The 18,808-nt window shown below is 64.2% G+C and carries 16 protein-coding genes; 12 read left to right on the top strand and 4 right to left on the bottom strand.

What is annotated here, in order from left to right; translation table 11 throughout:
- The first annotated feature begins 1 nt into the window (after nt 1).
- The 12 genes from OPU96_RS24465 (at nt 2) to OPU96_RS24520 (ending at nt 13,683) form a co-directional block, all read left to right on the top strand.
- A complete protein-coding gene (locus tag OPU96_RS24465) occupies nt 2-1,975 on the top strand; it encodes a MacB family efflux pump subunit (RefSeq protein WP_498559847.1) in 1,974 nt (657 codons plus the stop codon).
- Nucleotides 1,968-3,371: an efflux transporter outer membrane subunit gene (locus OPU96_RS24470; protein ID WP_498559848.1), complete on the top strand. Its 1,404-nt coding sequence runs from the start codon at nt 1,968-1,970 to the stop codon at nt 3,369-3,371. The genes OPU96_RS24465 and OPU96_RS24470 overlap by 8 nt, the downstream gene beginning before the upstream one ends.
- Before the next feature lie 104 nt (nt 3,372-3,475).
- On the top strand, nt 3,476-4,225 hold the full coding sequence (locus tag OPU96_RS24475) for an alpha/beta fold hydrolase (RefSeq protein ID WP_226455196.1): 750 nt from the start codon (nt 3,476-3,478) through the stop codon (nt 4,223-4,225).
- 107 nt (nt 4,226-4,332) lie between these two features.
- Nucleotides 4,333-5,103, top strand: a complete 771-nt coding sequence (locus OPU96_RS24480; protein WP_498559849.1) for a FadR/GntR family transcriptional regulator — start codon at nt 4,333-4,335, stop codon at nt 5,101-5,103.
- Between the two features lie 227 nt (nt 5,104-5,330).
- Entirely contained in the window at nt 5,331-6,533 is a 1,203-nt protein-coding gene (locus OPU96_RS24485) for an ABC transporter substrate-binding protein (RefSeq protein WP_498559850.1), read from the top strand.
- 56 nt (nt 6,534-6,589) lie between these two features.
- Entirely contained in the window at nt 6,590-7,450 is an 861-nt protein-coding gene (locus OPU96_RS24490; RefSeq protein ID WP_192296728.1) for a branched-chain amino acid ABC transporter permease, read from the top strand.
- 1 nt (nt 7,451) lies between these two features.
- Nucleotides 7,452-8,462 (top strand): branched-chain amino acid ABC transporter permease, encoded by a 1,011-nt coding sequence (locus OPU96_RS24495; protein WP_498559851.1) that lies wholly within the window; start codon nt 7,452-7,454, stop codon nt 8,460-8,462.
- Complete coding sequence (locus OPU96_RS24500) at nt 8,459-9,208, top strand: ABC transporter ATP-binding protein (protein WP_192296730.1); 750 nt, start codon at nt 8,459-8,461, stop codon at nt 9,206-9,208. The genes OPU96_RS24495 and OPU96_RS24500 overlap by 4 nt, the downstream gene beginning before the upstream one ends.
- The gene (locus OPU96_RS24505) at nt 9,208-9,903 is read left to right on the top strand and encodes an ABC transporter ATP-binding protein (protein WP_226455193.1); all 696 of its coding nucleotides are present in this window, start codon (nt 9,208-9,210) and stop codon (nt 9,901-9,903) included. Before OPU96_RS24500 ends, OPU96_RS24505 begins: the two co-directional genes overlap by 1 nt.
- Before the next feature lie 13 nt (nt 9,904-9,916).
- Entirely contained in the window at nt 9,917-11,185 is a 1,269-nt protein-coding gene (locus OPU96_RS24510) for a Zn-dependent hydrolase (protein WP_226455192.1), read from the top strand.
- A complete protein-coding gene (locus OPU96_RS24515; protein ID WP_226455191.1) occupies nt 11,182-12,585 on the top strand; it encodes an amidase in 1,404 nt (467 codons plus the stop codon). Before OPU96_RS24510 ends, OPU96_RS24515 begins: the two co-directional genes overlap by 4 nt.
- 234 nt (nt 12,586-12,819) lie before the next feature.
- The gene (locus tag OPU96_RS24520) at nt 12,820-13,683 is read left to right on the top strand and encodes a LysR family transcriptional regulator (protein ID WP_226455190.1); all 864 of its coding nucleotides are present in this window, start codon (nt 12,820-12,822) and stop codon (nt 13,681-13,683) included.
- A gap of 108 nt (nt 13,684-13,791) precedes the next feature.
- Here OPU96_RS24520 and OPU96_RS24525 read toward each other — a convergent pair whose 3' ends face one another.
- The 4 genes from OPU96_RS24525 to OPU96_RS24540 all read right to left on the bottom strand — a co-directional run bounded on the left by OPU96_RS24525 (nt 13,792) and on the right by OPU96_RS24540 (nt 18,807).
- A complete protein-coding gene (locus OPU96_RS24525) occupies nt 13,792-14,154 on the bottom strand; it encodes a hypothetical protein (protein ID WP_226455189.1) in 363 nt (120 codons plus the stop codon).
- A 2-nt stretch (nt 14,155-14,156) separates the two neighbouring features.
- The gene (locus OPU96_RS24530) at nt 14,157-15,152 is read right to left on the bottom strand and encodes a hypothetical protein (RefSeq protein WP_498559852.1); all 996 of its coding nucleotides are present in this window, start codon (nt 15,150-15,152) and stop codon (nt 14,157-14,159) included.
- A 138-nt stretch (nt 15,153-15,290) separates the two neighbouring features.
- Nucleotides 15,291-16,355, bottom strand: coding sequence for a lipocalin-like domain-containing protein (locus OPU96_RS24535; RefSeq protein ID WP_498559853.1), 1,065 nt, complete (start codon nt 16,353-16,355; stop codon nt 15,291-15,293).
- Complete coding sequence (locus OPU96_RS24540; protein WP_498559854.1) at nt 16,345-18,807, bottom strand: ABC transporter permease; 2,463 nt, start codon at nt 18,805-18,807, stop codon at nt 16,345-16,347. Before OPU96_RS24540 ends, OPU96_RS24535 begins: the two co-directional genes overlap by 11 nt.
- Between the last annotated feature and the right edge of the window lies 1 nt (nt 18,808).

An 18,808-nucleotide genomic window follows, 5' to 3' on the forward strand; every position in this document is an offset into this window, starting at 1 on the left:
GTTGGCCACGCCCCTGATCGAACTCAAGAACATCCGCAAATCCTACGGCGGCGGCGACAGCCCGCAAGTCGACGTGTTGCGCGGCATCGACCTGGCGATCCACGCCGGGGAATTCGTCGCGATTGTCGGCGCGTCCGGCTCGGGCAAATCGACGCTGATGAATATCCTCGGCTGCCTCGACCGCCCCACTGCGGGCGACTACCTGTTCGCCGGGGAAAACGTCGCGCACCTGGACGGCGACGCGCTGGCCTGGCTGCGCCGCGAGGCGTTCGGCTTTGTGTTCCAGGGCTACCACCTGATCCCGTCGGGCTCGGCCCAGGAAAACGTCGAGATGCCGGCGATCTACGCCGGCATCAGCGCCGCTGAACGCCACGCCCGCGCCAAGGCCCTGCTTACCCGCCTGGGCCTGGCCGAGCGCACCGGCAACCGTCCGCACCAACTCTCCGGCGGCCAGCAGCAACGGGTATCGATTGCCCGCGCGCTGATGAACGGCGGCCATATCATCCTGGCCGACGAACCCACCGGCGCCCTCGACAGCCACAGCGGCGCCGAGGTGATGACACTGCTCGACGAACTGGCCAGCCAGGGCCACGTGGTCATCCTGATTACCCACGACCGCGAAGTGGCGGCGCGCGCCAACCGCATCATCGAGATCCGCGACGGCCAGATCATCAGCGACTCGGCCAAAGACGCCAGCTACGTGCCGGCGGTCGCCAACAGTGATGCCTTGCAAGCCGTGGACCTGCGCCAGCGCCTGGTCGACGGCGCCGAGCACAATGGCGCGTGGAAGGCCGAACTGGTCGACGCCGTGCAGGCCGCCTGGCGGGTGATGTGGATCAACAAGTTCCGCACCGCGCTAACCTTGCTGGGGATCATCATCGGCGTGGCGTCGGTGGTGGTGATGCTGGCGGTGGGCGAAGGCAGCAAGCGCCAGGTCATGGCGCAGATGGGCGCGTTCGGTTCCAACATCATCTACCTCAGCGGCTCGTCGCCCAACCCGCGTACGCCGCTGGGCATCGTTACCCTCAACGATGTGGCGGCACTGGCGGCGTTGCCCCAGGTCAAGCGCATCATGCCGGTCAATGGCAACGACGCCGGGATCCGCTTCGGCAACCTCGACTACCTGGCGTACGTGGGCGGCAACGACATCAACTTCCCGGAGATCTTCAACTGGCCGGTGGTCGAGGGCAGCTACTTCACCGAGGCCGATGAGCGCGCCGGGGCCACCGTGGCGGTGATCGGCCATCGCATCCGCGAGAAGCTGTTCAAGGATCTGCCGACGCCGATCGGCCAATACATCCTCATCGAAAACGTGCCGTTCCAGGTGATCGGCGTGCTTGCGGAAAAAGGCTCCAGCTCCGGCAACAAGGACAGCGACGACCGCGTCGCCATCCCCTACACCGCCGCCAGCGTGCGCCTGTTCGGCACCTATAACCCGGAATACGTGGCGATTGCCGCCGCCGATGCGCGCAAGGTCCACGAAGCCGAGCGGGCCATCGACCAGTTGATGCTCAAGTTGCACAACGGCAAGCGCGACTACCAGCTGACCAACAACGCGGCGATGATCCAGGCCGAGGCGCGCACGCAGAATACGCTGTCGCTGATGCTCGGTTCGATTGCCGCGATCTCGCTGCTGGTGGGCGGTATCGGTGTGATGAACATCATGCTGATGACCGTCCGCGAGCGTACCCGTGAAATCGGTATCCGCATGGCCACCGGCGCACGCCAGCGCGACATCCTGCGCCAGTTCCTCACCGAAGCGGTGATGCTCTCGGTGGTCGGCGGCCTGTTCGGCATCGCCGTCGCGCTGCTCGTCGGCGGCGTGTTGGTGCTGGCCGAAGTGGCCGTGCAATTTTCCCTGGTGGCGGTGTTCGGCGCGTTTGGCTGTGCGCTGGTCACCGGTGTCATCTTCGGCTTCATGCCGGCCCGTAAAGCTGCCCGGCTCGATCCGGTTAAGGCGTTGACCAGTGAATAAACCGTCCCTTTACCTGCCCGGCCTGTGCCTGTTGCTCAGCGCCTGCGCCGGCCAGCCGCCGGCTGTCGACAGCGGCATCGCCGCACCCGCCGCCTGGCAATATGCCGAACGCGAGACGGCGCAGGCCCGCAATGCACGGTGGTGGACGCAGTTCGGCAGCCCACAGCTCAACCGCTTGATCGAGCAGGCGCGCCGCGACAGTTTCGACGTCGCCGCCGCCATGGCCCGCGTGCGCCAGGCCCAGGCCAGCGCGGTGATCGCCGGTGCGCCGCTGCTGCCCGAGGTGAAGTTCAACCTCACCGCCAGCCGTGAACGGCTGTTGCGCGGCAGCGGCAACTCAGACCTGAACGCCACTGCGAGCAACAACACCGTCAACAGTTATGACACCAACTTCACCGCCAGCTATGAACTGGACTTCTGGGGTGGCCGCGCCGCCGCCCGCGACAGCGCGGTGCAGACCTTGCGCGCCAGTGAGTTCGACCAGGCTACAGTGGAGCTGACCCTGCTCGGCAACGTCGCCGACCGCTACGCGCAGACCCTCGCCGCACGCGAGCGCCAACAGATCGCCGCGCTCAACCTGGCCAATGCGCGCAACGTGCTCGACCTGGTGCAGACCCGCTACGACGCCGGCTCCGCCACTGCCCTGGAACTGGCCCAGCAGAAAAGCCTGGTGGCCAGCCAGCAACGGCAATTGCCGTTGATCGAGCAGCTGGCCGAAGAGTCGCAGATCACCCTCGCCGCCCTGCTCGGCCAACCCGTGCAAGCCGTGGACCTGGGCAACGAAACGTTCCAGGCCCTGACCTGGCCGACCATCGGCAGCGGTGTGCCGAGCCAGTTGCTCAGCCGGCGCCCCGACCTGGCCCAGGCCGAAGCGCAACTGGCCGCCGCCAGTGCTGACGTCACCGTCGCCCGCGCCGCCATGCTGCCAACCCTGACCCTTGGCGCCACACTCGGCAGCGGCGCCTACAAGGCCAACGAAATCCTGCGCAGCCCGTTCTACACCCTGACGTCCGGCCTGATCGCGCCGATCTTCAACAATGGCCGTTTAAGCGCCGAGCGCGACAAGGCCCGCGCACGCCAGGATGAGCTGCTGCAAACCTATCGCGGCGCGATCATCAACGGCTTTGCCGATGTGGAAAAATCCCTCAGCAACATCACCCGCCTCGACCAGCAGCGCCACTGGCAAACCGAAGAACTGCAACAGGCGCAGACGGCCTTCCAGATCGCTCAAAGCCGCTACCAGGCAGGCGCCGCGGACTTGCTGACGGTCCTGGAAACCCAGCGCACCCTGTACGCGGCCCAGGATTTGAACGTGCAGTTGCGGCTGTCGCGCGTACAAGCCAGCATCGCCCTGTACAAAGCACTGGGGGGCGGCTGGGAAAGCAGTATCCGATAAACAAAACTCCATTTCCTTACAGAAGCTGTCTGTTCGCCCTACATTTTTTGACCCGGGGTCCTTGGTAAAAAAGCCGCTATCTCACGGCTGCCCGGGACCTCATGATGACTGTTGTAAAACACCTGCTCTGCGCCTGCCTGTGGCTGACGGCAAGCCTTGCCCATGGCTTGCCGCTGATCAGCCCCACCGCCATCGACTGGCAACTGGACTGCCGCCTCCCCGCCTTCGCACACTTGGCTCCCGACGTGCTTGAGCGCACCCAATGCGGCATCGTCACCGTGCCGCGCAACTACGCCGCGCCCCGGCAGGGCAAACTGCGCCTGTACCTGACCCGCGTCGGCGCCCGCGACCCGCTGAGCCGCCAAGGCGTGGTGTTCGCCCAACCCGGCAACAGCCCCCAGGCCAACCACAGCGGCACCTTCGCCATCCTCCTGGCCGGCAGTTGGAGTGCCCATTCCACCCAGGCCTATCGCACCCTGCTCAATCGTTACGATGTGGTCGAACTCACCCCGCGTGATCTCAGCCAGGAGAGCGGGGTCGAAAACGCGGCACGGGACATGGAGTTCGTCCGCGCCCAACTTGAAGAGACCCAGCTCAATTACCTCGGCAGCGCCGACGCCACACGCCTGGGCAGTCGCTACGCGGCGCTGTTTCCCGAGCGGGTCGCGCGCATGGTGCTGGTCAACGCCGAGCGTGGCGAGGCGAACCTTACGCAAGTCGAGCAATTGCGCCTCAAGGCACCACCCAAGTCTGAGGCCAGTGCATGTGTGATCCGATGGGTCGGCGACTTCCTCGCCTTCGGCAAGCAGCCGCCACCTGCCACCCACTGCCTCGACAAAGGCGATTGGGAGTAGCGCACCGTTTGCGACCTGTTGCCGCTGAAAACGACACCTTGCGTTGACGCTCCAGGCTAATCGTTATTAAGTGCTATTTATCCGCATTAATACGATAAATCGACGCCATGCTAAGCCGCCCGCTGAAACGCAAACGCCAGAAGCTCTCCGACGTGATTGTCGAGTCGGTCAAGCGCTCCATCGTCACCGACGCCTTGAAGCCCGGCGACCGTTTGCCCACCGAGCGCGAGCTGATGGAAAGCTTCCAGTGCTCCAAAGGCTCGGCCCGCGAGGCGCTCAAGGCCCTTGAGGTCGAGGGTTTGGTGAGCACGCGCACCGGGCCCAGCGGCGGTGCATACCTCAACCAGGCCGGCACCGAACCGGCCAGCCGCGCGCTGCGTAACTACCTGCACTTCCAGCATCTGGATGGCGAGCAGGTGTATCAGTTGCGCAAGGTCATCGAAGTGGAACTGGCGGTCTCGGTGCTGGGGCGCTTGAGCGAAGACGACTACCAGGCCCTGCAAGACAACGTGGCCTTCTGCAGCGCCCCGGAAGACAGCGAGGCCGGTCAACGCGAACAGCGCCTGGCAGAACTGGAGTTCCACAACCTGCTGGCCAAGGCGTGCCCCAACCCGTTGCTGAGTTTCATGGCGCAGTTCCTCAATGATCTGCTGCGCGACCTGGTGGTGCTGAAAAAGGCCTACAAACCCAAGCGCAAGCAGTTCGACGCCGCCAACCTCGACTATCACAAACAGTTGCTGATTGCCTTTCGCGCCGGTGATGAAAGCGCGGTGCGCGGTTTGATGCATGAACATATGTGCGATGCCGAACACCACATGACCGCGCTGGAAGGTGAAGTCAGCCCGCATTTTCTACTGGAGTTCGATCACCGCCCCTAAAAACAACACAGTTCCAATGTGGGAGCGGGCTTGCTCGCGAATGCGGTGGGCCAGCAAAGCATCTCGTCACTGATGCACCGCATTCGCGAGCAAGCCCGCTCCCACATTTTGACCGCATTCCAACCAACACTCGCGTCATCCAATAAATAACAGGCCTGCCCACAGGCCCAAGCTCCACCGTATCGCCCTTGCCGCTCCTGCCAATAACTAAACCAGGGAGTCACCCCATGCAGCGTCGTACGTTATTGAAAGCCAGCCTCACCTTCGCCTCCGCCCTCAGCCTCCCGCTGAGCGTGCGCCACGCATTCGCCGCCGAGCCCTTTACCTTTTACGGCCTCAAGTCCATGTCCGGCGCCTTTGCCAGCTATGGCAAGTTTGCCGACATGGGTTCGCGCCTGGCGGTGGAACAACACGCCACCCTTCTCGGCCGCCCGCTGAACTACAAGGTCATCGACACCGAAGGCAACGCCGGCAAGGCGGTGCGCAAGGTGCAGGAAGCCATCCAGCAGGACGGCGCGCGGTTCTTCCAGGGCTGCACATTGTCGTCGTCGGCACTTGCGGTGGCCAAGGAAGTGGACAAGGTCGGCGGCGTGTTCATGACCCCGGTGGGCGCCGATGAAGTCACAGGCAAGGATTGCAATCACGCGACATTCCGCTGGTCGGTGCCCACCTACGGCGCGATTCGCGAAACCATGCTGCCGCTGATCAAGCTGCTGCCGGACGCCAAGCGCTGGTACACCATCACCCCGCAATACGTGTTTGGCGAAGCACTGCTCGAAGGCGCCAAAAGTGTGCTCAAGGACAGCGGCCTGGAACACATCGGCAACAGCTATCACTCGTTGCAGGAACAGGAATTCTCCGGTTACCTGACCAACGCCATCGCCGCCAAACCCGATGTGCTGGTGCTGCTCAACTTCGGCAGCCAGTCGTCAAACACCCTGCGCCAGGCAGTGAACTTCGGCATCAAGCAGCGCATGAAAGTACTGCTGGTATGGTCCGCCGGCCTCGACCAGTTCCAGGAACTGGGCAGCGACATCCTTGAAGGCGTGTACCTGGGCGCGCAGTACTGGCATCAGGTCGACACCCCGCTCAACCGCGAACTGGTCAAGCTGACCCAGGCCAAATACGGGATCAACCCCACCTACCCGCTGGCCGCCGACTACATCAGCACCAAGGTCATGCTCGACACCATCGTCGCCACCGGCAGCTTCGACGGGCCGACCGTGGCCAAGGCCATGCAGGGCCTGAGCTTCGATGGCCCGACCGGCAAGGAATCGATCCGCGCCGGCGACCACCAGGTGATCAAGGATTACTACCTGCTCGTCGGCAAAGCCGCCAGCGAGATGGCCGACAAGGACGACCTGGCCAAAGTGCTAAGCGCCGGCCAATCCTTCCCGCCAGTGGACGCCACGGGCTGCACGCTCGCCTGACCCCCTGAATATTGCAGGCAGGGCCGCGCAAGCAGCGTCCTGCCGAGGGTTCCTGCATGCTTAATCTTTACCTGTTCCAGATCCTCAACGGCCTCGGGCTGGGGATGATCTACTTCCTCATCGCCGTCGGTCTGACCATCATTTTCGGCCTGCTCAACTTCGTCAACTTTGCCCATGGCGCGTTCTTTTTGCTCGGTGCCTACATCTGCTACACCGCCGTGAGCCTCACCGGCAACTTCTGGCTGGCGCTGCTGATCGCGCCGCTGGTGGTGGCCGCTTTGGCGTGGGTGATCGAGCGATTATTGATCCAGCGCATCTATCACTTGCCACACATGTTCCAGATCCTGGTGACCTTGGGGATAGCGCTGATCATCCAGGAGGCCAGCGTGATGATCTGGGGCCCGGTGGGCAAAAGCGTCGCCGTGCCGGAACTGCTGCGCGGGGTGCTGGTGATCGGTGACTTTGTGTACCCGCACTATCGCCTGTTCCTGATCGGCTTCTCGGGGCTGGTCGGCCTGGGCCTGTGGCTGCTGCTGGAACGCACGCGCTTCGGCGCCCTGGTGCGCGCCGGCAGTGAAAGCACCGAGACCGTGTCGCTGCTGGGCACCAATATTTTCCGTTTGTTCTCGATGACCTTCGCCCTCGGGGTGGCCCTGGCCGGTGTCGCCGGGGTGCTGTTCGCCCCCTTGCGCGGCGCACAGCCCTTTGTCGGCCCGGAAATTCTCGGCGTGGCCTTCGTGGTGGTGGTGATCGGCGGCATGGGGTCGTTCAGCGGAGCGCTGGTCGGCGGTTTATTGGTCGGCGTGGTGCAAAGCCTGATGACCACACTCTGGCCCCAGGGTGCGAGCCTGATGATCTACGGCGCGATGGCCGTGGTGATTCTGGTGCGCCCTTACGGCCTGTTCGGGAGAGCCTGACATGAGCGAGAAAAATCCCCTGCCGTTTGCCAAGACCCAATCCCGTGCGATGTTGCTGTGGGTGCTGGCCGTACTGATCGGCCTGCCGTTGATCTTGCCTTCGGCGACCCTGGCCACCGAGATCCTGATCTTTGCCATGGCCGCCCTCGCCTGCAACCTGCTGCTGGGCTATACCGGGCTGCTGTCGTTCGGCCAGGGCATCTTCTTTGGTGCCGGGGCATATTGCGCGGCGCTGCTGATGCTGCATTTGCAGATGGGCCTGTTCACTGCGTTGCTCGGCGCGGCCGTGGCCGGTGGTTTCCTGGCCTTGTTGGTCGGCGCCCTGGCGATCCGCCGCACCGGCATCTACTTCGTGATGCTGACTCTGGCCTTCAGCCAGATGGCCTACTTCGTCGCCTACACCCTCAGCGACTGGACCGGCGGCGACAACGGTCTGCTCAGCGTGCCGCGCCCGGAAATCCGCGTCGGTGACACTGTGCTGCTATCCCTGGCCGACGCCCGCGCCTTCTACGGCTTTGTGGCGGTGCTGTTCCTGCTGATCTTTATCGGCGCGCGCCGGGTCATCGCCTCGCCCTTTGGCAGCACGCTGATGGCGATCCGCGAAAACGAAACCCGCGCCGCGGCGATCGGCTACGACACGCGTCATTTCAAGATCCTGGTGTTTGTGCTGTCCGGCGCAGTCACCGGGATCGCCGGTGCGCTGTACGCGATGCTGCTGCACTTCGTGCCGCTGTCGAACATCGACCTGGCGATGTCCGAGAACATCCTGATCATGACCATCGTCGGCGGCACCGGCTCGCTGTTCGGCTCGTTGCTGGGTGCCGGCGCCATCGTGCTGCTGGGGGATTTCCTCTCCGACCTGTGGCCACGCTGGCTGATGCTGCTGGGGGTGATCCTGATCCTGGTGGTGATCTTCATGCGCGGTGGTTTGTGGGGCGGCCTGGCGTCGCTGTTTGAAAAAGTGCGCGGCGCTCGCAAGCCCGCAGTGGTGGCCAAGGAGGAAGTGCTATGAGCATCCTGCTGGAAACAGAGAACCTGGAACTGGCCTACGGCGCCTTCCATGCGGTGAACGGCGTCAACCTCAAGGTCGAAGCCGGCACCATCCACACCATCATCGGCCCCAACGGTGCGGGCAAGACCAGCCTGTTCCATTGCCTCACCGGCGAGCGCCAGGCCACCGCCGGGGCAATCCATTTCGACGGCAAGAACCTGATGCGCAAACCGGCCCACGGCCGCGTCGGCCTGGGCATGGCGCGCTCGTTCCAGTTGACCAGCCTGTTCCAGAACCTCAGCGTACGCGAAAACCTGCGCCTGGCCGCCCAAGGCCGTGACGGTGCGCGGGCGCTGAACTTCTGGCGCCGTGTCGACAGCAAACGCGAGCACCTGGAGATGGCCGACCAGGTCTTGGAACGCCTGCAACTCACTGCCCGCGCCGACACCCTGGCCGGCGAGTTGTCCCACGGCCAGCAGCGGGTGCTGGAGGTGGGCATGTCGATCTGCTCCAAGCCCAAACTGTTGATGCTCGACGAGCCCACCTCGGGCATGGGCATCGATGACATCCCGATCATGACCCAACTGATCAGTGACCTCGGTCGCGACCACACGGTGCTGCTGATCGAACACAACATGAGCATCGTCATGTCCATCAGCCAACGCATCACGGTGATGAGCCACGGGCAGATCCTGGTGGAAGGCACGCCGGAATTCGTGCGCGCCGATGAACGTGTGCGCACTGCGTATCTGGGGGAGGCCGCCTGATGCTGATCGTCGAGAATATCCATTCCTACTACGACAAGAGCCACGTGCTCGAAGGCGTGTCGCTGAACGTCAACCCTGGTGAGCTGGTGACGCTGCTGGGGCGCAACGGCGCGGGCAAGACCACTACGTTGCGCAGCATCCTCGGCATCATCTGCCCGCGCCAGGGCCAGATTCACTTCAACGGCCAGGCGCTGGTGGGGCAGAAGATTTTTGAAATTGCGCGCCAAGGCTTGGCGCTGGTGCCGGAGAACCGCGGGATCTTCCGTTTGCTCACGGTCGAGGAAAACCTGCGCATCGCCGCCCGCAAGACCAGCCGCTGGCAGCTGGAAGACGTGTACGGCATGTTCCCGCGCCTCAAGGAACGGCGCAAAAACGCCGGGCATGCCTTGTCCGGCGGCGAGCAGCAGATGCTCGCCATTGCCCGCGCCCTGCTCAATGACCCCAAGTTGCTGATCCTCGATGAACCCACCGAAGGCCTCGCCCCGGTGATCGTCGACGAATTGGTGAAGATCCTGCGCAAGATCAAGGACGACGGCCTGCCGGTGCTGCTGGTGGAACAGAACCTGATGGTCTGCGACAAGCTCGCCGACCGCCATTACGTACTCGAACAGGGCCGCGTGGTCTACGAAGGCAGCGCCGCCGCCTTCCGCGCCGACCCGAGCATCAAGAACCGCTATTTGGCCCTGAGTGCCTGACCGGAGAATGCAGATGAACAGTTTTGCGCAACCGCTCCAGAGCAACGCCCCGCTGATCAACCGCGACCGCCTGTGGCAGTCGCTGATGGACCTGGCCCAACTCGGCGCCACGCTAAAAGGCGGCGTGTGCCGCCTGGCCCTCACCGACCTCGACCGCCAGGCCCGCGACCTGTTTGTGCAGTGGTGCGAAGCGGCCGGGTGCAGCGTCAGTGTGGATGCCATCGGCAATATCTTTGCGCGCCGCGCCGGGCGCAATCCCGCCCTGCCCCCGGTGATGACCGGCAGCCATATAGACACCCAACCCACCGGCGGCAAGTTCGACGGCTGCTACGGGGTGATGGCCGGGCTGGAAGTGATCCGCACCCTGAACGATCTGAAGATTGAAACCGAAGCGCCGATTGAAGTGGTGGTGTGGACCAATGAAGAAGGCTCGCGTTTTCCGCCGTGCATGATGGGTTCCGGCGTGTTTGCCGGGAAATTCGATTTGCAGGAGACCCTGGCCAAGCTCGATGACCAGGGCCTGTCGGTGGGTGCCGAATTGCAGCGCATCGGTTATGCCGGTTCCCGCGCGGTACTGGGCCACCCGGTGGGGGCGTATTTCGAAGCGCATATCGAACAGGGCCCGGTGCTGGAAGATCGCGCCACCACCATTGGCGTGGTCATGGGTTGCCTGGGCCAGAAGTGGTTCGACCTGACCTTCACCGGCGTCGAAGCCCATGCCGGGCCGACACCGATGCACCTGCGCAAGGACGCACTGGTCGGCGCTGCCGAGGTGGTCAGTGCAGTCAACCGTATCGCCCATCAACAGCAACCCCACGCCTGCGGCACGGTGGGTTGCCTGAGCCTGCATCCGGGTTCGCGCAATGTGATTCCGGGCCAGGTGCACATGACCCTCGACCTGCGCCACCTGCATGCCGACAAGCTGCAAGCCATGGTCGACGAGGTGCGCGGTGTGATTGAAGCCACGGCACAACAACACGGCCTGGCTTATGAGCTGACACCGACGGCCGACTTCCCGCCGCTGGACTTCGACCCGGCCTGCGTCAACGCCGTGCGCGACGCTGCGCGCAGCCTGGGCCTGAGCCATATGGACATCGTCAGCGGCGCCGGGCATGACGCGATTTTCGTCGCGGAACTGGGCCCGGCCGGGATGATCTTTGTGCCGTGCGAAGGTGGTATCAGCCACAACGAAATCGAAAACGCCGCGCCGGATGACCTGGCGGCGGGCTGCGCGGTGTTGCTGCGGGCCATGGTCAATGCGGCGCAGGGGGATCGGGCATGAGCGATATCGGGCAACTGACGGCGGTGCAATTGCTGGCGCATTTTCGCGACAAGACCCTGTCGCCGGTGGAGGTCACCGAGGATGCCTTGCTGCGCATCGAACGCTACAACCCGGTGGTAAACGCTTACTGCCATGTGGACCCGGAGGGCGCGTTGCACGCTGCGCGCGCCTCGGAACAACGCTGGTTCAAGGGCCAGCCGTGCGGCGCGCTGGACGGTGTACCGGCCTCCATCAAAGACCTCACGCTGACGCTCGGCATGCCGACCCGCAAGGGCTCGCGCACCTCATCTGCCGACGGTCCGTGGGACGTCGACGCGCCCTTCCCGGCCTTTATGCGCAAGGCCGGCGCGGTATTGCTGGGCAAAACCACCACGCCGGAATTCGGCTGGAAAGGCGTCACCGACAACCCGCTATACGGCATCACCCGCAACCCGTGGGACACGCGGACCACGGCGGGTGGTTCGTCCGGCGGCGCGGGGGCGGCGGCGGCGTTGAACCTGGGGGTGTTGCACCAGGGCAGTGATGCGGGCGGCTCGATCCGTATCCCCTGTGCGTTTACCGGCACGTTCGGGATCAAGCCGACCTTTGGTTATGTGCCGCAGTGGCCGGCCAGTTCCATGACGATTCTGTCGCACCTGGGGCCGATGACCCGCACGGTGCAAGACAGCGTATTGATGCTGCAAACCATCGCCCAGCCGGATGCGCGGGACGGTTTGAGCGGTGCGCCGAGGACTGCGCCGTGGCTGACGCCGGGGGCAGACTTGAAGGGCTTGCGGGTAGCGTACAGCCCTGCGTTCGGCTACGTGGACGTGGACCCGCAAGTGGCTAAAGTGGTCGCCCAGGCGGTTGAGGGGTTGGTGCGATTGGGTGCTCATGTCGAACAGATCGACCCCGGTTTCAGCGACCCGCTGGAGGTGTTCAGCACCCTGTGGGCAGCCGGGGCCGCACGTTTGACCGGTTCGATGAGCGACGCGCAAAAACAGCTCTTGGACCCCGGCCTGCTGCGCATCGCGCAACGGGGCGAACGCTTGAGCCTGGATGACTTCAGCGCGGCCCTTGAAGCGCGGGCGGCGTTGGTAGCGCGGATGGCTGCGTTCCACCAACATTACGACGTGCTGGTCTCGCCAATGATGCCGATCACCGCATTCGACGCCGGGCACGACGTCCCGCCGGGCTCCGGGTTACAGGAATGGACCGAATGGACACCGTTCACCTACCCCTTCAATCTCACCCAGCAACCGGCCGCGTCAGTGCCCTGCGGGTTGGCGGCGAATGGCTTGCCGGTGGGGTTGCATGTGGTCGGTGCGCGGTTTGCCGATGATGTGGTGTTGCGGGTTTGCCAGGCTTATTCAAAGGCATTCCCTACCCAGCACCTGCAAGCCCCAGTAACTCCGACCTGAAATGCAATTGAATGTGGGAGATTGGCAGTGCCCGGGCGATCTCCAGCCGAGCACTCACTCCCCATCAACCCCCATCAACTGTGGGAGCGGGCTTGCCCGCGAAAGCGGAGTGTCAGTCACAGAATTATCGACTGATCCACCGTCTTCGCGAGCAAGCCCGCTCCCACACAAGCCCGCGCCCACAGTTCTGAGCGCATTCCACTACAATGCCCCCATTCATTCTCCGGGGCTCCCATGGACATCGAACTGGCACGCACCTTCCTCGAAATCACCCGCTGCGGCAGCCTCGCCGCGGCGGCCGAGAAACTGCACGTTACCCAGACCGCCATCACCGCCCGGGTCAAAAGCCTGGAAAGCCAGCTGGGCAGCACGCTGTTCATCCGCAACCGCGCTGGCGCGCGCCTGACCGCGGATGGCGAAGCCTTCGTGGTCTACGCCAACCAGTTGCTGCAAACCTGGGAAGCCGCGCGCCGCGATCTGCCGTTGCCCGAGGGCTATCGCAACGTGCTGCACATCGGTGGCGAGGTCAGCCTGTGCAACCCGTTGATGCTCGGCTGGGCCCAGGCCCTGCGTGAACACATCCCCGGCCATGCGCTGCGCACCGAAGTGCGCGAAGGCGAATACCTGCTGCGCCAGCTGGAGCTGGGGGTGCTGGATGCCGCCCTGGTGTTCCAGCCGCAATACTGGCCGGGGTTGCAGGTGGAGCAGGTGCTGGAAGAAAAACTGATCCTGGTGCAACTGGTCAGCAACCCGGTGCCCTACGTGTACATCGACTGGGGCCCAGGCTTCCGCCAGCAACACGACGCCGCCCTGCCGGACAGGGCACGCGCCGCGCTGAGTTTCAACCTGGGCCCGCTGGCCTTGCAGTACATCCTGGAAAACGGCGGCGCCGGGTACTTCCGCACGCGGGTGGTACAAAGCTACCTCGACAGCGGCGTGATGCAGCGCGTGGCGAAGGCGCCGGAGTTCAGTTTCCCGACGTATCTGGTGTACTCACGGGCACGGGATTCGGCGGTGTTGCAACACGCGCTGGAGTTACTCCGGGGCGTGGTCAAGGCCGAGAGCGACTGGTCGCAACGCTGGGACCCGGTACTTTGAAACACACATGCGACTAGCGAAATATTCAGGCCGGGGAATGACTCACTGTTACCAGGGCGCGCAAGTCTGGGCAGTGGTTGCACCTCGGGGCGTTGGTGGGGGTGTGAGTTACCAGCGGTACCAGATGGCCCAGAGGACAGTCCCGGCCACCCAGACATAACCGATGCGATAGGGCCACAACGCCCATCGTCTCAGGGCGATAGGAACAGACGCCAATTCGGCCTGCGTTACTAGACCCGCTTTAATGTGAGTTTTTGGCATTGAAAGAAAGTCGACCATCAGGCCCATGCGGTGATACCTGTCGATGCGCTGATTTCTTCCCCAAAAGCGCTTGTGTCTACGAACCGCTTCGTTTTCGCTGAAACAAGCTTCCAGCGCGTCGAGTTTTCTATATTCCGCAAAAAGCAACAACCCCCAGAGCACAAACGCCCCCGCCATCCAGACGATGGTGTAAACAAGAAAAAAAGACATCGTTATGCCCCCTCTGGTTGAAATATAAAAACTCCATCGCGCTCTATGACTTGCCCACCCAAAAACGCACCGCCGTCTCCAAAAACAGAGCCTCCTACATACCCTCCCGCAGCACCGCCAATAACTCCGCAGGCCAGCCCAGCGCGTCCTTTCAAACCAACGGCCAACACGATCTTGCATGCACTACGAGCAACCTCTGCGCCATACCTCCCACCAATCGAAGCCCCCGCCACACTCCCCGCCAACCGCCCACTCTCCACATACTTCGCCTGCCGACACTGCGCCTCCCGCCCCATCACACACGCTTCCTTGATCTCCAAACCCGCAGTCCCGACATCCATCGCCAAGCCCACATACGTGCCCTTCCCCAACCACTTCGACACCTGCGCAATCGCCCCCATGCGCTTGGCATACCCATCGATCTCGCCCTTGTGCAAAAAGCTCTTGGTGGAAATCCCCAACACGTTCTTCAACGACTGATTGCCACGCAACCCCGTGCCAAACCGCGCCGCGCCACGCAGTTGTGTGTCGAGCAATTCAAACAACACCTGGCGCTGGCGGATAAACGTCTGACGGTCCAAGCCACCGGCCTTCAAGCGCTGATGCAACTGCTCGATGTCTTCCAGCGTGCGCAGCACTTCATCCAGGTGCCGCGCCCACGCCGAGGTCGTGCTGCCTACACCTATCGAGCCGTAGGTCAGCAGGCTTTGCAGCAGGTCATAGTCATTGATCACGGCTGTGCCGACCGATGCCTTTTGCTCCAGCTCGCGCCGCACTTCTTCGGCGCGGCGCATCAACCAGGCTTCCTCTCGGGAGCAGCTCACGCTGTAGGTGTCGGGAATCACCACCAATTGCCCCGGCGTCACCAAGCCGTGGCGCAGGTGGTGGTTCAACACGTCAAAATGGTCCGAGCGCTGGCGGCTCAGGCCGTGGCCCATCAAGCGGGTTTTCAAACTGGTGAGATCGATGGTTTCGCGGTTGATATAGCCCTGCGCCATGCCCTGCATCCCGAATCCAATAGAGATGGCGTCGAAATATAAGCAGGCACTGCCGCCCCGGACACAAGCCCAGGGGGCGACCATTCAATTTGGGAAGCGGCCTACATAGGCGCAGAAACAGTGCTGACAGAAACCAGCCTAATAACCGGTCATTTCCAGGTAACCCACCCCACCGTCGAACTGCACCGGTCCTTCCCAGTAGGGAATACCAAGGTTCATCCAGGCGTTCGGGTTGAGCGCCGTTGGGGTGATGTCCAGCTGTTTGCCGGGAATGTTCAGTGACCAGCGCGTGGGAATCGTGCGCCCGTCAAGAGTGGTGGTCGCCAACGGTGTCAGTTGGATGTCGGCGTTGTGCAGGGTCTGGACCTGACCCTGCTGATCGATCCAGGTGCCGGTGAGGTAACCCGCGCCGTCCTGCTGACGCACGCGGAACAGCATCAACTGTTCACCGCTGTCCAAGTGCAGGGAGAACCAGTCCCAGCCAGTCTGGCCCGCGGCGAGGGGTTGGCTGCTCCATTCGCGGTCGAGCCACGCGGGACCGCTGACCTGATAGGTGTGGCCGTCGATGCTGACGCTGCCGCTGGCGCGGAAAAACGGTTGGCTGTAGTAGTACGATGCCTGGCCCTGGTCGGATTTGCGGCTGTAGCCCTTGTCCCCTTGCAATACCAGCGGGCGGCTGGAGGTCAGGTGCAGGTCATAGGCGAACTGCGCGCCACTGGCCTTGAGTCGCATGTCGGCCAGTGGGCTCGCCGCGCCAGGTTGGCTGGCGAAGTACCAGTCGTCGATCCACGCATTGAACGGCACCGCCTGCGCGCCGGCCTGGCCGACGCCGCCGCGGGCGTAGCGTTCGGCGGCGTAGTGGCGCGTGGCGGACGTGACGGCGGCGTGGCCCAGCCAAACCGTCGAGTCGTGCCAGCCGGGCTGCGTCGGCCCGGCCTTGAGCGCATTGCGAAACAGCGTCCATTGCACGCCGAATTCATTGCCCTGGGCGTCCTTGAGGTTGGCGGTGACGTACCACCACTCGATGCGAAAACCGTCGTGGGGGCCATGGTCGCCAGGAAAGCTGAACACCCTGCCGGGTACCACCTGGGCAAAGTCCGCCGCCGCGCTGCCCAGGCCGGCGAAGCTTTCCTCGGGCGCCGGGACTTTGTCGCACGCGCCCAACAGCAGCAAAACCGCGGACAACGTCGCTCTAATCTTCATGGGCAAAGGTCCTCAACAAGTCCGCCGGGCGACTGCGGTACAGCTGCCACAGCGGCCAGGCCGACGCCAGCAAGGTGGCCAGCAGCGCCAGCGCCAGCAACTGCGCAAGCTGCCACGGGAACACCTGCAACGGCAGGCGCCAACCGAACGCCTGCACGTTGATCACCGCATCCAGGCACCACGCCAGCAACAGCCCCAGGGGCACGGCGAGGACCAGCGTGAGCACCGCCAACAGCCAGGTCTGCCCCAGGTTCAGCAACATCAATTGCCGACGCGTCACGCCCAGCGCCCACAGCGGCGCAAGTTGACCGAGGCGGCTCTGGCTCTGGGTCAACAGGCTGATAAACAGCGCCACGCCGGCGACGCCAAGGGTCAGGCTGTTGAGCGCCGCAGTGGCGGCAAAGGTGCGTTCGAACACCTGGCTCGACCAGCCCTTGAGTTGCTGTTGATCGACGATGCGACTGTCCTCCAGGGCAAACCCGCGCTGCACTTCACGCACCAGCGGCGGCACATCCTGTGGCAACACCCGCAGGTTGAAACGTGCCGGCGCCAGGGTCGGCCAGTGCGCCAGCAGGTGCTTGGCATTGACCAACAGATGGCCCTTGGGGTTGCCATAGTCGGCATAAATCCCCACCAGGACGGGCGACCAGACGCCTCGGGGTGTGGGAATACTGACCGTATCCCCCAGTTTCACCGACAGTCGCCGCGCCAATTGCTCGCTGAGCATCAGGCTGTCGCCTTGCAGCAAGCGGTCCCACGGCGCGCTCGCAGCCTCGAGCAACGGCCAATGCTGGCGATAGGTCGGGTCGTCGACCACACCGAACAGATCCGCCGGCCAACCGCGCAATTGCACGGCGACCTGCCAGGTCGGCAGTACCGCCTGCACCAACGGCTGTTGCGCCAGCCAGGTGTTGAGCTGTTCGGCTTGCGCCGGGTTTTGCGGATTGAGGTACAGCTCGGCCGTCAGGCGTTGCTCCAGCCAGTTGTTGAACGTCTGGCGGAACCCCGAGGTCATGGAGCCCGCGCCGATATTTGCCGCCAGGGCCAATAACAGTGCCATCAACGCCAGGCTCAACGCGGGCAGCTGTTGGCGGCAGTCAGCGAGAAACCATTGCCCCAGCACCGAGCGACTGCGCCCCAGCACGGCCTTGAGCATGCCATTGAGCATCACCGGCAAGCCCAGCGCCGCCCCCAGCAGCAAGGCCGCCATCAGCACAAAACCGGCGGCCAGGCTGTCGCCCAGCAGCAGCGCGAGCAACGCGATCAACAGCGCGGCGGCGGCAACCCAACCCTGGCGGCGCAACCAGCGCCCATGGGCGTCGTGCCAGGCTTGGGCATTGGCCAGCGCCAGCAAGGGCAAACGCGCCGCCCGCCACACGCTACTGGCGCCGGCAAGCAGCGCGCCGAGCAGGCTCAGGCCCAGCCCGGCGGCCCACCACCACGGGCTCAGGCTCAGTTGGCCAGCGACTTCGGCGCCATAGAGGCCCCGCAAGCTCGCCGCCACATCCGGCAGCAGCAGGCTCGCCAGCACATAACCGCTGGCCACCCCGAGCACGCCGCCGAGCAAGGACAATACGCCCAGTTCCACGGCCAGGCTGAGGATCAGTAGCCGCGCACTGACCCCGCAGGCGCGCAAGGTGCGCAACAGGCCACGACGTTGCTCCAGGGCCAGGCCGATGGCGGCGTGCACGATAAACAGCCCCACCACAAAGGACAAAAAGCCCAGGGCATCGAGGTTCAGGTGAAAGCTCTCGGTAAGGCGCGACAAGTTGTTGTCTTCGCCCTGCCTGAGTTGCAACCCGGCGGGTGGCGTGGGCTGGGCGGCGGCGTAGGCCTTGTCCAGCAGCAAGCGCGACAGACGCCCGGGCATGTCCAGCACGGGCTGGGCGAAGCCAATGTCGGTCAGCAGCAGCCCGGGGGCCATGTCCTGCCAGACCTGCAACGGCGCCAGGCGATGTCCGTTGGTGGTCAACGGCTGGTCACCCTCCTGCAACCCGAGGGCATGCAGGGTTTGCGGCGCGATCCAGGTACGCCCCGGCGGCTCGAAGAACGCCAGCATCTGCGCCTGGCTCAAGCGCTGGCCCGCCACCGCGCCGCCGCCCGGCAGCGACAACGGCTCGATGCCCATTAATTGCAGGCGCGTGTCTTCATGCCCCTGGAGCTGCACCCGCCCCTGCACCACCGGCGACACCGGCCACCCCATCCGGCGCAACTCGGCGAACAGCGCCTGGGGGAAACTCGCCCCATCCGGCGCGCTCAGGCTGGCCTGGGGCTCGCCGCCGATCAATTGGCTGGCCCGCGCGTAACTGTCCCGCGCCTGGCTGTTGAGGGCCTGCACCCCGGTCAGCAACGCCGTGGCCAGCCACAACCCGGTCAACACGCTGAAAAACTGCACGGGATGGCGCCGCCAGTGGCTCAGCAGTGCGCGCAAGGCCCAGTAAAACACCGCCATC

This window comes from Pseudomonas sp. RP-B7 (assembly GCF_059803535.1).

Bases quoted from the DNA above. Each gene is read 5' to 3' on its own strand.
- OPU96_RS24475 (WP_226455196.1), top strand. From the start codon at position 3,476: ATGACTGTTGTAAAACACCTGCTCTGCGCCTGCCTGTGGCTGACGGCA.
- OPU96_RS24480 (WP_498559849.1), top strand. From the start codon at position 4,333: ATGCTAAGCCGCCCGCTGAAACGCAAACGCCAGAAGCTCTCCGACGTG.
- OPU96_RS24485 (WP_498559850.1), top strand. From the start codon at position 5,331: ATGCAGCGTCGTACGTTATTGAAAGCCAGCCTCACCTTCGCCTCCGCC.
- OPU96_RS24490 (WP_192296728.1), top strand. From the start codon at position 6,590: ATGCTTAATCTTTACCTGTTCCAGATCCTCAACGGCCTCGGGCTGGGG.
- OPU96_RS24495 (WP_498559851.1), top strand. From the start codon at position 7,452: ATGAGCGAGAAAAATCCCCTGCCGTTTGCCAAGACCCAATCCCGTGCG.
- OPU96_RS24500 (WP_192296730.1), top strand. From the start codon at position 8,459: ATGAGCATCCTGCTGGAAACAGAGAACCTGGAACTGGCCTACGGCGCC.
- OPU96_RS24505 (WP_226455193.1), top strand. From the start codon at position 9,208: ATGCTGATCGTCGAGAATATCCATTCCTACTACGACAAGAGCCACGTG.
- OPU96_RS24510 (WP_226455192.1), top strand. From the start codon at position 9,917: ATGAACAGTTTTGCGCAACCGCTCCAGAGCAACGCCCCGCTGATCAAC.
- OPU96_RS24515 (WP_226455191.1), top strand. From the start codon at position 11,182: ATGAGCGATATCGGGCAACTGACGGCGGTGCAATTGCTGGCGCATTTT.
- OPU96_RS24520 (WP_226455190.1), top strand. From the start codon at position 12,820: ATGGACATCGAACTGGCACGCACCTTCCTCGAAATCACCCGCTGCGGC.
- OPU96_RS24525 (WP_226455189.1), bottom strand. From the start codon at position 14,154: ATGTCTTTTTTTCTTGTTTACACCATCGTCTGGATGGCGGGGGCGTTT.
- OPU96_RS24530 (WP_498559852.1), bottom strand. From the start codon at position 15,152: ATGGCGCAGGGCTATATCAACCGCGAAACCATCGATCTCACCAGTTTG.
- OPU96_RS24535 (WP_498559853.1), bottom strand. From the start codon at position 16,355: ATGAAGATTAGAGCGACGTTGTCCGCGGTTTTGCTGCTGTTGGGCGCG.
- OPU96_RS24540 (WP_498559854.1), bottom strand. From the start codon at position 18,807: ATGGCGGTGTTTTACTGGGCCTTGCGCGCACTGCTGAGCCACTGGCGG.